Genomic DNA, 12,334 nt, shown 5'->3' on the forward strand with positions numbered 1-12,334 from the left:
TTGATGGCCTGCTGAACACCTCCCCCGACATGTCCCCGAGCTCAACGCAGCGCTGTCACTCTGCCGCAACCTGCCCTCGCCGCCGGGCATCGCCATCCGCATCATCGAGCTGGCGCAGGATCCGGAGACCGACATCGCCACCGCGGCCGATGCCATCGCGATGGACATGGCGCTGAGCGCGCGGATGCTGCGCATCGCCAATTCACCGCTGTATGCCAGCCGGCGCCGCATCGAGAACCTCGGGCAGGCGCTGACCATGCTCGGGCTGAACGCGACTCTGCAGCTGGCACTGGGCTTCTCGCTGGCCAACGCGATGGACAAGGAGGGGCTGGACCCGCGCCTGCTGGAGCGCATCTGGCGCCGCAGCGTGCTCTGCGCGCTGGCCGCGCGCTTCCTTGGACTCGGCAGCGGGGTACGCCGGGTCGAGGAACTGATGCTCGCCGGGCTGCTGCAGGACGTCGGCACCCTGGCGCTGATGCAGGCCAGCCCGGACATCTACCCGGCGCTGTTCGACAAGGCCACCTGCAACGAGGAGCTGCTCGCCCACGAGCGCGCCATCCTCGGCTGCAGCCATGCCGACATCGGCGCGCAGCTGTGCGAGCAATGGCACCTGCCCCGGTACCTGGTCGAGGGCATCGCCCGCAGCGAACCCCCGGCCGAACCCGAAGACCTGTTCCAGCGCTGCATCGCCCTGTCCGGCTGCGTGGCCGAAATCTGGCTGGCGGCCGATGCTGACGCCGCGCGCAGCCATGCGCTGCAGCGCGCCTACCGCGAGCTGGGCATGGACAGCCAGGGCTTCGAGCTGGTGCTGCAGCGGGTCAGCCAGATGCTGCCCGAGCTGTGCGCGCTGCTCGACGTGCCGGTACCCAGCTCCGCACGCCTGCGCTTCCTGCTCGACCACGCCGACGAACTGAAGGAACTGCGCAACCTGCGCGAGCTGCAGGACGCCTCCGCCAGCCGCCGGCGCGCCGATGATTTCGAACTGATGGCCCGGCGCCTGGCCGAACAGGCGCACCTCGACGCGCTGACCGGGGTACTCAACCGGCGCCACCTGGAAACGGTGCTGGAGCAGGAGTTCGCCCGCGCCGCGCACATGAACCGGCCGCTGTCGATCGCCTTCATCGACCTGGACGACTTCAAGAAGATCAACGACGCCCATGGCCACCTGGCCGGCGACCAGGTGCTGCAGTCCTTCGCCTCGCACCTGCAGGAGCAGCTGCGCACCAGCGACACCGTCGCCCGCTTCGGCGGCGAGGAGTTCGTGGTGCTGTTCCCCGACACCAACGAACGCATCGCGCTGGAAGTGGTGCGGCGGGTGCTGGACACCATCGCGCAGACGCCGATGGCGGAGATCGAGGGCGCGCCACTGCACGTGACCTTTTCCGCGGGCGTGGCCACCCACGGCGACTACGAGCGCTTCGCCAACGTGCAGGACCTGCTCAAGGCCGCCGACGACGTGCTCTACCGTTCCAAGAGCCTGGGCCGCAACCGGGTGATCGCCCGAGCCCCCGAGCCGCAACCGGCTTCCGGCTGAACGCGCGCGGGTGCGGCACCGGGCCGGTCATTGCAGTGCAACAAAAGCGCTGCCCGGCGGGCCTTCGATCCGTTAGAATTCCCGCGTTTTCCAGCCATCGAGGTCGTCCATGTCCCAGCTCGCCTACCAACGCATCCTTCTGAAGCTTTCCGGGGAGGCGCTGATGGGAGACGAGGACTACGGCATCGACCCCAAGGTCATCAACCGCCTGGCGCGCGAGGTCATCGAAGCGCAGCAGGCCGGCGCCGAGGTGGCGCTGGTCATCGGCGGCGGCAACATCTTCCGCGGCGCCGGCCTGGCCGCCGGCGGCATGGACCGGGTCACCGGCGACCAGATGGGCATGCTGGCCACGGTCATCAACGCGCTGGCCATGCAGGACGCGCTGGAGAAGCTCGGCGCCAAGGCGCGGGTGATGAGCGCGATCAAGATCAACGACGTGTGCGAGGACTACATCCGCCGCCGCGCCATCCGCCACCTGGAGAAGGGCCGGCTGGTGATCTTCGCCGCCGGCGTCGGCAGCCCGTTCTTCACCACCGATTCGGGCGCCGCGCTGCGCGCCATCGAGATCGGCGCCGACCTGCTGCTCAAGGCCACCAAGGTCGACGGCGTCTACGACAAGGACCCGAACAAGCATGCCGACGCGGTGCGCTACGACACCCTGAGCTACGACCAGGTCATCAGCCAGGGGCTGGAAGTCATGGACACCGCCGCCTTCGCCCTGGCCCGCGACAGCGACCTGCCGCTGCGCGTGTTCGACATGGGCCAGCCCGGCGAGCTGCTGAAGATCCTGCGCGGCGAGAACATCGGCACCCTGGTGCACGGCCGCGACGCCCACTGACCCCGGCCCGCGCCGCGGGACCACGCACCGGGCGCGCGGGATCGGCCGCGCCCGGCTTCACGATTCCCGTCCGGCCGGCAGGGCTGTTCGCCTATAATCGGCCGGTTCCAGAAACATCCAGGATTCCGGCGATGATCAACGACATCAAGCAAGATGCGCAGGCGCGCATGGCCAAGAGCATCGACGCTCTGCGCCACACCCTCACCACCATCCGCACCGGCCGCGCCTCGCCGGCCCTGCTGGACGGCATCAAGGTCAAGGCCTACGGCACCGACACGCCGCTGAACCAGGTGGCCAGCATCAGCGTCTCCGAAGGCCGCTCGCTGGTCATCACCCTGTTCGACAAGAACATGATCAAGGAAGTGGAGAAGTCCATCTACGCTTCCGACCTGGGCCTGACCCCGACCACCGTGGGCACCACCATCCGCCTCAACCTGCCGCCGCTGACCGAAGAGCGCCGCCGGGAACTGGCCAAGACCGTGAGCAAGGAAGGCGAGGACAGCAAGGTCGCCATCCGCAACATCCGCCGCGACGCCAACCAGGAAGTGGCCCGGCTGCTCAAGGACAAGGCGATCACCGAGGACGAGGACCGCCGCGCGCAGGACGAGATCCAGAAGCTGACCGACAAGGCGATCAAGGACGTCGACGAGGTGGTCAAGCTCAAGGAACAGGAACTGATGGCGGTCTGACCGGTGCCGTCCGTCATGCCCGACGGCATGCCAGCACCCGGCGTGCCCGCGCACGTTGCCATCATCATGGATGGCAACGGCCGCTGGGCGCAGCAGCGGCGCCGCCCGCGCATGATCGGCCACCGCGCCGGCGCGCGCGCGGTCAACCGCACCATCGACTTCTGCCTGGAGCGCGGCATCGCCGCGCTCACCCTGTTCGCGTTCTCCAGCGAGAACTGGGGACGGCCGGCGGAAGAAGTGGACGCCTTGATGAAGCTGTTCCTGGGCGCGCTCGACCGCGAGGTGGACGAACTCGACCGCCGTGGCGTGCGCGTGCGTTTCATCGGCGACCGCGCGCGTTTTGCCCCCGGCATCGTCCAGCGCATGGCGCGGGCCGAACAGCGTACCGCCGGCAACGGCGCGATGACCCTGAACGTCGCCGCCAGCTATGGCGGCCGCCAGGACATCGCCCATGCCGCGCGGCTGCTCGCCGAGCAGGTCGCCGCCGGCGCGCTGCAGCCCGCGCAGATCGACGAAGACCTTCTCGGCCGCCACGTGGCGCTCGCCGACCTGCCGCCGCCGGACCTGTTCATACGCACCGGCGGCGACACCCGCATCAGCAATTTCCTGCTGTGGCAGTTGGCATATACCGAACTGTGGTTCACCGACGTGCTGTGGCCGGACATCGATGCCGGCATCCTGCAGCAGGCCCTGGACGACTACGCGCGGCGCGAACGCCGCTATGGATTGACCAGCGCACAGGTCGCCGCGGCGGCCACGGAGACCGTTTCCCCATGACCAAGACCCGTGTCATCGCCGCGCTGATCATGGCCCCGGCGGCCATCTGCGCGATCCTGCTGCTGCCGCCGCAATGGCTGGCCGCGGCCGCCGCGCTGGTGTTCCTCACCGGCTTGTGGGAATGGTTCCGCCTGGCCGGCATCGATGGACTGCCGCGCACCGTGCTGCTGGTGCTGAACCTGCTGCTGATGGTGCTGCTGGTGTGGGCATCGGCCGGCAGCCTGGTGCTGTTCCAGCTGGCCACGCTGGCCGGGATCGGCTTCTGGCTGCTGGCGCTGCTGTGGCTGCGTTTCTTCGATTTCGGCGCCCACGAGGAAAGCAGCGCACGCATGCTCAAGCTGGCCGCCGGCACCCTGGCGATCGTTCCGGCCTGGGCCGCGCTGGTGTTGATCCATGCCGGCGAACCGCACGGCAACCGCTGGCTGCTGACCGCGCTGGCGGTGGTCTGGGCGGCCGACTCGGGGGCGTACTTCGCCGGGCGCGCGTTCGGCAGGCACAAGCTGGCGCCACGGGTGAGCCCGAACAAGACCATCGAAGGCCTGCTGGGCGGGCTGGTGGCCGGCCTGGTCGTCGCGGTCGGCTTCGGCTGGCTGGCCGGCGTGCAGCCCGGCGCCATCGGCTGGCTGCTGCTGGTGGCAACGGCGACGGTGCTGGCCTCGGTGCTCGGCGACCTGTTCGAAAGCCTGCTCAAGCGCCATGCCGGCTTCAAGGATTCGGGCAACGTGATCCCCGGCCACGGCGGCGTGCTGGACCGCATCGACGGCGTGCTCGCGGCACTGCCGGTGTTCGCGCTGGGCAAGGAAATCTTCGGTTTCTGACATGTCCGCCGCCCCGCTCCCCCACCCGCGCCGGGTCGCGATCCTGGGCGCCACCGGCTCGATCGGCACCTCCGCGCTGGACGTCATCGCCCGCCACCCGGGGCAGATGCGCGCCAGCGTGCTGGCCGCCGGCAACAACGTGGACGCGCTGCTCGCGCTGTGCCGCAGCCACCGCCCCGAACACGCCGCCATCGCCGACCCGGCGCTGTATGCGCGCCTGCGCGACGGGCTGCGCGATGCCGGCCTGGCCACCCAGGCGCACGCCGGGGCCGGGGCCATCGACGCATTGGCCGCCGGCGACGCCTGCGACACCGTGGTGGCGGCCATCGTCGGCGCCGCCGGGCTGTCCTCGACCCTGGCCGCCGCCCGCGCCGGCAAGCGCCTGCTGCTGGCCAACAAGGAATCGCTGGTGCTGGCCGGCGAACTGCTGACCCGCGAAGCGGCCGCCGCCGGTGCGGACATCATCCCGATCGACAGCGAACACAACGCCATCTTCCAGTGCCTGCGCTCGCGCGACGCCAGCGTCGAGGGCGCGGGCGTACGCCGCATCCTGCTCACCGCGTCCGGCGGCCCGTTCCGCGGCCGGCGTCGCGCCGAACTGGAAGCGGTCACCCCGGCGCAGGCCGTGGCGCACCCGAAGTGGTCGATGGGGCCGAAGATCTCGGTCGATTCGGCCACGTTGATGAACAAGGGCCTGGAAGTGATCGAGGCCCACCACCTGTTCGGCGTGCCGGGGGCGCGCATCGAGGTGCTGGTGCACCCGCAGAGCCTGGTGCATTCGCTGGTCGAGTTCATCGACGGCTCCACCCTGGCCCAGCTCGGCCTGCCGGACATGCGCACCACCCTGGCGGTGGGCCTGGGCTGGCCGCGGCGGGTCGAATCGGGCGTGGCCGGGCTCGACCTGCTGGCCCAGGGCCGGCTCGATTTCGAGGCGCCCGACCTGGAGGCCTTCCCCTGCCTGCGCCTGGCCTGGCAGGCCATGGAGGCCGGCGGCAGCGCCCCGGCGATCCTGAACGCCGCCAACGAAGTCGCCGTTTCAGCCTTTCTTCAGGGCCGCATAGGCTTCCTGTCGATCCCGGCGCTGGTGGAACATGCGCTGTCCACCCTGCCTGGCATGGCTGCCGATACACTGGACGCCCTGCTGGCGGCCGACGCCCGCTCCCGCCAGGTCACCTCCACCGCCATCGCCCGCCTGCCCCATGCCTGACCCCGTCTTCCAACCGAGCCGCGCCCATGGCTGACTTCCTCGGTTCCGTGTGGTGGATGATCGTCAGCCTCGGCGTGCTGGTGACCTTCCACGAGTTCGGCCACTACTGGGTGGCGCGCCGCTGCGGGGTGAAGGTGCTGCGCTTCTCGGTCGGCTTCGGCCGCCCGCTGTGGAGCCGGCGCAACCGCAACGGCACCGAGTTCGTCATCGCCGCCATCCCCCTGGGTGGCTACGTGAAGATGCTCGACGAGCGCGAGGTCGAAGTGCCGGCCGGCGAGCGCGCCGTGGCGTTCAACAACAAGAGCGTCTGGCAGCGCATCGCCATCGTGGCCGCCGGCCCCGCCGCCAACCTGCTGCTGTGCATCGCGCTGCTGTGGGCGATGTTCGTGATCGGCCGCCAGGACTATTCGGCCACCGTCGGCCGCAGCAGCGGCATGGCCGCCAGCGCCGGGCTGGCGGCGGGCGACCGCATCATCGACATCGACGGCCGGGCGGTCGCGACCTGGGCCGAGGCCAGCATGGCCCTGACCACGGCCGCGATGGACCGCCAGGACGCCCGCGTGCGGGTACTGGACGCGCTGGACACCCCGCACACCCGGGTGCTGCCGCTGTCCACCCTGCCGGCCGGATTCGACGAACGCACGGTCCCGCAGCAGGCCGGGCTGGCCTGGCGCTTCATGCTGCAGCCGGCGCAGGTCGAGTCGGTGGCCGAGGGTTCGGCCGCCAGCGGCCAGCTGCAGCGCGGCGACCTGATCCTGGCCATCGACGGACAGCGCGTGGAGAGCGCCGACCAGGTCGCGCCGCTGGTGCAGCAACTGGGCGAGCGCGGTGGCCCGGGCATGGTCGAGGTCGAACGCGACGGCCAGCGCATGGCCCTGGAAGTGCTGCCGCGCAAGGCGCCGGGCGACGGCCGCTGGCTGCTCGGGGTGGGCTTCGTCACCGGCCAGGCGCCGGCCTACGACGCCCGCCAGCAGTACGGGCCGCTGGCGGCGCTGCCGGCCGCGGTACGCGAAGCCGGCCGCCTGGCCGGCGACTCGCTGGGAATGATGCGGCGGATGCTGACCGGGCACGCCTCGGTCAAGAACATCTCCGGCCCGATCACCATCGCCCGCGTCGCCAATGCCTCGGCCGAGCGCGGGGTGGACTTGTTCCTGTACTTCCTGGCCCTGCTGTCGCTGAGCCTGTGCATCATCAACCTGCTGCCGATCCCGATCTTGGACGGCGGTCACCTGCTGTATTACCTTATCGAGTTGCTCAAGGGCAGCCCGTTGAGCGAGCGCGCCATGGCCGCCGGGCAATATATCGGCCTGGCGCTGCTGGCCGGACTGATGGGGCTGGCGTTCTACAACGACATCCTCGGGCTGTTCCCGCGATGAACTTTTTCCCGCTGACGTCGTCATACGCCGGCACCCACGCAACAATGAAATCGACTCCAACCGGACGTGACATGACGCGACTTCCCAATCGCCGCCTGCTTGCCCTCGCCCTCGCCGCCGGTCTGGCCGCGCCCGCGCTCGCGCAGGCAGCCGAGCCCTTCACCGCCAGCGACATCCGCGTGGACGGCCTGCAGCGCATCTCATCCGGTACCGTCTTCACCTACCTGCCGGTGGAACGCGGCGACCGCGTCGACGACGCCAAGGTCGGCGAGACCATCCGCGCCCTGTACAAGACCGGCTTCTTCGAGGACGTGCAGCTGGACCGCCAGGGCGACATCCTGGTGGTCACGGTCAAGGAACGCCCGGCGATCAACAAGCTCACGGTCACCGGCAACAAGGACATCAAGAGCGAGCAGCTGCTCAAGGGCCTGGCCGACATCGGCCTGAGCGAGGGCGGCACCTTCGACCGCCTGAGCCTGGACCGGGTGACTCAGGAGCTGCGCCGCCAGTACAACGACCGCGGCAAGTACAACGTCGAGATCACCCCGACGGTGAGCCCGCTGGACCGCAACCGCGTGGACGTGGCCATCGCGGTCAAGGAAGGCAAGGCGGCCAAGATCCGCCACGTCAACCTGGTCGGCACCGAGAAGTTCGAGGCCGCCGACATCCTCGATACCTGGGAGTCCAAGGAGCACAACTGGGCCTCGTGGTACCGCCGCGACGACCAGTATTCCAAGGAAAAGCTTTCCGGCGACCTGGAGAAGCTCAACTCCTGGTACTTGGACCGCGGCTACATCGATTTCAGCGTCGACTCGACCCAGGTCTCGATCAGCCCCGACAAGCGCGACATGTTCATCACCGCCGGGGTGACCGAGGGCGAGCAGTACAAGATCTCCGAGATCAAGGTCACCGGCGACACCATCCTGCCGCAGGAAGAGGTCGAGCGCATGGTGTTCCAGAAGGCCGGCGACACGTTCTCGCGCGGCCTGCTGGAGTTCAGCGCCGACGCGATCACCAACACCCTGTCCAACATCGGCTACGCCTTCGCCAAGGTCAACCCGATCCCGACCAGCAACCGCGCCGAGCGCACGGTGGCGGTCAACATGCAGGTGGTGCCTGGCCCGCGCGTGTCGGTGCGCCGCATCGTGTTCAAGGGCAACACCCGCACCGCCGACGAGGTGCTGCGCCGCGAGATGCGCCAGTTCGAGAATGCCTGGTACTCGCAGGCCGCCATCGACCGCTCCAAGATCCGCCTGCAGCGCCTGGGCTACTTCGAATCGGTCGACGTCGAGACCTCGCCGGTCACCGGCAGCAACGACCAGGTCGACGTGGTCTACAACGTCAAGGAAACCACCTCCGGCAGCTTCGTGTTCGGCCTGGGCTATTCGCAGTCCTACGGCATGACCACTTCGGTGCAGCTGTCGCAGAACAACTTCCTGGGCGGCGGCAACCGCGTGTCGGTCGAGGCCTCGCGCAGCAGCTACCTGCAGCGCTACGGCTTCTCGTACATGAACCCGTACTTCACCGACGACGGCGTCTCGCTGGGCTACAACCTGTCCTGGCGCGAGCTGGACTACTCGGACTTCAACACCGCCCAGTACAACAGCACCAACGGCTCGGCGCAGATGATCTTCGGCGTGCCGATCACCGAGAACGACAGCTTCTCGCTGATGTTCGGCATCGACAGCAACCAGATCACCACTTACAGCGGCTACACCCCGCAGTCGATCATCGACTACATCGATGCGATGGGCACGCGCACGTTCCACTCCTGGCGCACCGAGCTGGGCTGGGCGCGCGACACCCGCAACGACTACTTCATGCCGACCCGCGGCACCTACCAGCGCCTGGGCCTGGAAGCCACCCTGCCCGGCTCCACCGCCGAGTACTACAAGCTCAGCTACCAGATCTCCAAGTACTGGCCGATCATGCCGTCGCTGGTGATCAACACCCGCGTCGAGTTCGGCTACGGCGACTCCTACGGCAACGACAAGGTGCGCGACATCTGCTGGTTCGAGACGCCCGCCGTCCCCGGCACCCCGGCCGATGGCGACAAGCCGGCCGTCCCGGGCACGCCGGCCACCACCGAGGTGGTGGACTGCGCCACCAACCCCACCGCCAAGCACCGTCAGGTCAAGGCGTCGGGGCTGCCGTTCTTCGAGAACTTCTACGCCGGCGGCACCAACTCGGTGCGCGGCTTCCGCGACAACACCCTGGGCCCGCGCTCGGAGATCTTCGGCGGCTACTACCGCGGCCAGCCGCTGGGCGGCTCGCTGAAGACCGTCGGCTCGGTCGAGGCGTACTTCCCGAAGCTGTTCGACAGCCCGTCGGCGCGCGTGTCGGCGTTCCTCGACTTCGGCAACGTCTACAACGGCACCGACAACTTCGACGCGGGCGAACTGCGCGCCTCGGCCGGTGTCGCGCTGCTGTGGCGCGCCCCGGTCGGCCCGATCTCGATCAGCTATGCCTTCCCGCTCAAGAAGAAGGAAGGCGACGAGATCGAGCGGCTGCAGTTCACCTTCGGCGGACAGTTCTAGGGAACTGCCCGCGCGCCCAAGGCGTCGCCTTGGGCACCCCAGGTTTCGCTGAGCGAAACCTGGGGACGCGCCCTGGCCTTCCGATCCCCCGCCTTCGGCGCACCCCCTTACCAAGGGGGCTCTTCTCCAGAATCATTCCGGCGGTTCCAAGCCGAGCCGGCCTGCGCGCGGCCTGTGCCCCACCTGCCGCATGACCGCGCCACTTCCAGACGCTAAACTCCCGGCGTGAATACTCCGACCCATACCGCACAGGAACTGGCCGACCGTTTCGGGCTGCAGGTGCACGGCGATCCGTCCACCGCGATCCACGGCGTGGCCACGCTGGCCCATGCCGGCCCCGGACAACTGACCTTCCTGGCCAATCCGCGCTACCGCGCGCAGCTGGCCGAGAGCAGGGCCGGCATCGTGGTGCTGCGCGCCGACGACGCCGAGGCCGCGCCCGGCACCGCCCTGGTCGCCAAGGACCCCTACACCACGTTCGCCAAGATCGGCGCGCTGTTCGAGGCGGTGCCGCTGCGCGAGCCCGGCATCCATCCCAGCGCGGTGATCGACCCGTCCGCGCGGGTGGCCGCCAGCGCCCATATCGGCCCGTTCGTCAGCATCGGCGCGCGCAGCGTGGTCGGCGAGAACTGCATCGTCGGCGCCGGCAGCATCATCGGCGAGGACTGTTCGCTGGACGCCGGCTGCGAGCTGGTCGCCCGGGTCACCCTGGTCACCCGCGTGCGCCTGGGCAAGCGCGTGCGCATCCACCCCGGCGCCGTGCTCGGCGCCGACGGTTTCGGCCTGGCGATGGACGCCGGCCACTGGATCAAGGTGCCGCAGCTGGGCGGGGTGCGCATCGGCGACGACTGCGAGATCGGCGCCAACACCTGCGTGGACCGCGGCGCACTGGAAGACACCGTGCTGGAAGAAGACGTGCGCCTGGACAACCTGGTGCAGATCGCCCACAACTGCCACATCGGCGCGCACAGCGCGATCGCCGGCTGCACCGGCATCGCCGGCAGCGCCCGGATCGGCCGCTACTGCCTGCTCGGCGGCGCGGTCGGGGTGGTCGGCCACCTGGAGATCTGCGACCACGTGGTCGTCACCGGCAAGTCGGTCGTGCGCAACTCCATTACCGAACCGGGCGAGTACTCGTCCGGCACCCCATTGACCGACAACCGCACGTGGCGCAAGAACGCCGCGCGCTTCAAGCAGCTGGACAGCCTGGCGCGCCGGGTCCTGGCTGTGAGCAAGGAGAAGGAATGAACTCACCGCTGCCGTTGCCCATCGACGTCAACACGATCCGCACGCTGATCCCCCACCGCTACCCGTTCCTGCTGGTGGACAAGGTGGTCGCGCTGGATACCGAGGCAAGGACGATCGTCGCGCACAAGAACGTCACCATCAACGAGCCGTTCTTCCAGGGGCATTTCCCCGGCCAGCCGATCATGCCGGGGGTGCTGATCATCGAGGCGCTGGCGCAGGCCGGCGGCGTGCTGACCCAGCTCAGCCTCGGCCGCGACGCGCAGTCCAAGCTGTTCTACCTGGTCAAGGTGGACAACGTGCGCTTCATGAAGCAGGTGGTGCCCGGCGACGTGCTGGAGCTGCACGTGCAGGTCAAGCGGGTGATCCGCAACATGGCCGTCTACTACGGCGAGGCCAAGGTGGACGGCGAAGTGGTGGCGCATGCCGAGGTGCTGTGCGCCGGCACCCGCGAATGATCCCGACCGGAGCCCGCGCATGAACGACAGCGCCCCCCTGATCCACCCCACCGCGGTCATCGACCCGTCGGCACGGCTGGCCGACGACGTCCGCGTGGGCGCGTTCTGCCTGATCGGCGCCGACGTCGAGATCGGCGCCGGCACCGTGGTCGGCCCGCACTGCAGCATCCACGGCCCGACCCGGATCGGCCGCGACAACCGCTTCATCGGCCACGCCGCCATCGGCGGCGAGCCGCAGGACAAGAAGTACGCCGGCGAGCGCACCGAGCTGGTGATCGGCGACCGCAACGTGGTCCGCGAGTTCGTCACCGTCAACCGCGGCACCGGCGGCGGCGGCGGCATCACCCGCATCGGCAACGACAACTGGCTGCTGGCCTACACCCACGTCGCCCACGACTGCCAGGTCGGCGACTACTGCGTGTTCTCCAACAACACCACCCTGGCCGGCCACGTCAGCGTCGGCAACTGGGTGATCATCAGCGGCTTTGCCGGCGCCCACCAGTTCTGCCGCATCGGCGACCACGCCTTCCTCGGCATGGGCGCGCTGGTGACCGGCGACATCCCGCCGTTCACCATGGTCGGCATCGACGGCCACGGCCGTCCGCGCGGCATCAACAGCGAAGGCCTCAAGCGCCGCGGCTTCGATACCGCGCGTATCGCCGCGATCAAGCGCGCCTACCGTACCCTGTACGTGGCCGGCATTCCGCTGGCCGAGGCCAAGCAGCAGCTGGCCGAGCAGGCGCGGGACAGCGACGACGTGCGGCAGATGCTGGACTTCATCGAACACGCGGACCGTCCGCTGCAGCGATGAGCGCCGAAGGCAGCACCGGGAACGGGCACGCAGGGCCCGGGGAC

The 12,334-nt window shown here is 69.3% G+C and carries 11 protein-coding genes; all 11 read left to right on the forward strand.

Annotation, left to right across the window (positions count from 1 at the left end):
• The first annotated feature begins 52 nt into the window (after positions 1–52).
• The 11 genes from B1L07_10665 (at position 53) to B1L07_10715 (ending at position 12,290) form a co-directional block, all read left to right on the forward strand.
• A complete protein-coding gene (locus B1L07_10665) occupies positions 53–1,534 on the forward strand; it encodes a GGDEF domain-containing protein (protein AUZ55468.1) in 1,482 nt (493 codons plus the stop codon).
• 109 nt (positions 1,535–1,643) lie between these two features.
• Complete coding sequence (locus B1L07_10670; protein AUZ55469.1) at positions 1,644–2,372, forward strand: UMP kinase; 729 nt, start codon at positions 1,644–1,646, stop codon at positions 2,370–2,372.
• A 131-nt stretch (positions 2,373–2,503) separates the two neighbouring features.
• A complete protein-coding gene (locus tag B1L07_10675) occupies positions 2,504–3,061 on the forward strand; it encodes a ribosome recycling factor (protein AUZ55470.1) in 558 nt (185 codons plus the stop codon).
• Positions 3,062–3,076: 15 nt separating this feature from the next.
• Positions 3,077–3,838 carry a di-trans,poly-cis-decaprenylcistransferase gene (locus tag B1L07_10680; protein ID AUZ55471.1) on the forward strand — a complete coding sequence of 254 codons (762 nt, stop codon included), beginning with the start codon at positions 3,077–3,079 and terminating at the stop codon, positions 3,836–3,838.
• Complete coding sequence (locus tag B1L07_10685; protein ID AUZ55472.1) at positions 3,835–4,656, forward strand: phosphatidate cytidylyltransferase; 822 nt, start codon at positions 3,835–3,837, stop codon at positions 4,654–4,656. The genes B1L07_10680 and B1L07_10685 overlap by 4 nt, the downstream gene beginning before the upstream one ends.
• 1 nt (position 4,657) lies before the next feature.
• A complete protein-coding gene (locus B1L07_10690) occupies positions 4,658–5,863 on the forward strand; it encodes a 1-deoxy-D-xylulose-5-phosphate reductoisomerase (protein AUZ55473.1) in 1,206 nt (401 codons plus the stop codon).
• A gap of 26 nt (positions 5,864–5,889) precedes the next feature.
• The gene (locus B1L07_10695) at positions 5,890–7,239 is read left to right on the forward strand and encodes an RIP metalloprotease RseP (GenBank protein AUZ55474.1); all 1,350 of its coding nucleotides are present in this window, start codon (positions 5,890–5,892) and stop codon (positions 7,237–7,239) included.
• 71 nt (positions 7,240–7,310) lie between these two features.
• Positions 7,311–9,776 (forward strand): outer membrane protein assembly factor BamA, encoded by a 2,466-nt coding sequence (locus tag B1L07_10700; GenBank protein AUZ55475.1) that lies wholly within the window; start codon positions 7,311–7,313, stop codon positions 9,774–9,776.
• A 225-nt stretch (positions 9,777–10,001) separates the two neighbouring features.
• A complete protein-coding gene (locus tag B1L07_10705; protein ID AUZ55476.1) occupies positions 10,002–11,024 on the forward strand; it encodes a UDP-3-O-(3-hydroxymyristoyl)glucosamine N-acyltransferase in 1,023 nt (340 codons plus the stop codon).
• Positions 11,021–11,479 (forward strand): 3-hydroxyacyl-[acyl-carrier-protein] dehydratase FabZ, encoded by a 459-nt coding sequence (locus tag B1L07_10710; GenBank protein AUZ55477.1) that lies wholly within the window; start codon positions 11,021–11,023, stop codon positions 11,477–11,479. Before B1L07_10705 ends, B1L07_10710 begins: the two co-directional genes overlap by 4 nt.
• 19 nt (positions 11,480–11,498) lie before the next feature.
• On the forward strand, positions 11,499–12,290 hold the full coding sequence (locus B1L07_10715; protein AUZ55478.1) for an acyl-[acyl-carrier-protein]--UDP-N-acetylglucosamine O-acyltransferase: 792 nt from the start codon (positions 11,499–11,501) through the stop codon (positions 12,288–12,290).
• The last annotated feature ends 44 nt before the right edge of the window (positions 12,291–12,334 follow it).

The sequence above is a fragment of the Stenotrophomonas acidaminiphila genome (assembly GCA_002951995.1).
GTDB classification, from domain to species: Bacteria; Pseudomonadota; Gammaproteobacteria; order Xanthomonadales; family Xanthomonadaceae; genus Stenotrophomonas; species Stenotrophomonas acidaminiphila_A.

Coding starts and splice junctions, on each gene's coding strand:
- B1L07_10670 (AUZ55469.1), top strand. CDS start 1,644: ATGTCCCAGCTCGCCTACCAACGCATCCTTCTGAAGCTTTCCGGGGAG.
- B1L07_10675 (AUZ55470.1), top strand. CDS start 2,504: ATGATCAACGACATCAAGCAAGATGCGCAGGCGCGCATGGCCAAGAGC.
- B1L07_10680 (AUZ55471.1), top strand. CDS start 3,077: ATGCCCGACGGCATGCCAGCACCCGGCGTGCCCGCGCACGTTGCCATC.
- B1L07_10685 (AUZ55472.1), top strand. CDS start 3,835: ATGACCAAGACCCGTGTCATCGCCGCGCTGATCATGGCCCCGGCGGCC.
- B1L07_10690 (AUZ55473.1), top strand. CDS start 4,658: ATGTCCGCCGCCCCGCTCCCCCACCCGCGCCGGGTCGCGATCCTGGGC.
- B1L07_10695 (AUZ55474.1), top strand. CDS start 5,890: ATGGCTGACTTCCTCGGTTCCGTGTGGTGGATGATCGTCAGCCTCGGC.
- B1L07_10700 (AUZ55475.1), top strand. CDS start 7,311: ATGACGCGACTTCCCAATCGCCGCCTGCTTGCCCTCGCCCTCGCCGCC.
- B1L07_10710 (AUZ55477.1), top strand. CDS start 11,021: ATGAACTCACCGCTGCCGTTGCCCATCGACGTCAACACGATCCGCACG.
- B1L07_10715 (AUZ55478.1), top strand. CDS start 11,499: ATGAACGACAGCGCCCCCCTGATCCACCCCACCGCGGTCATCGACCCG.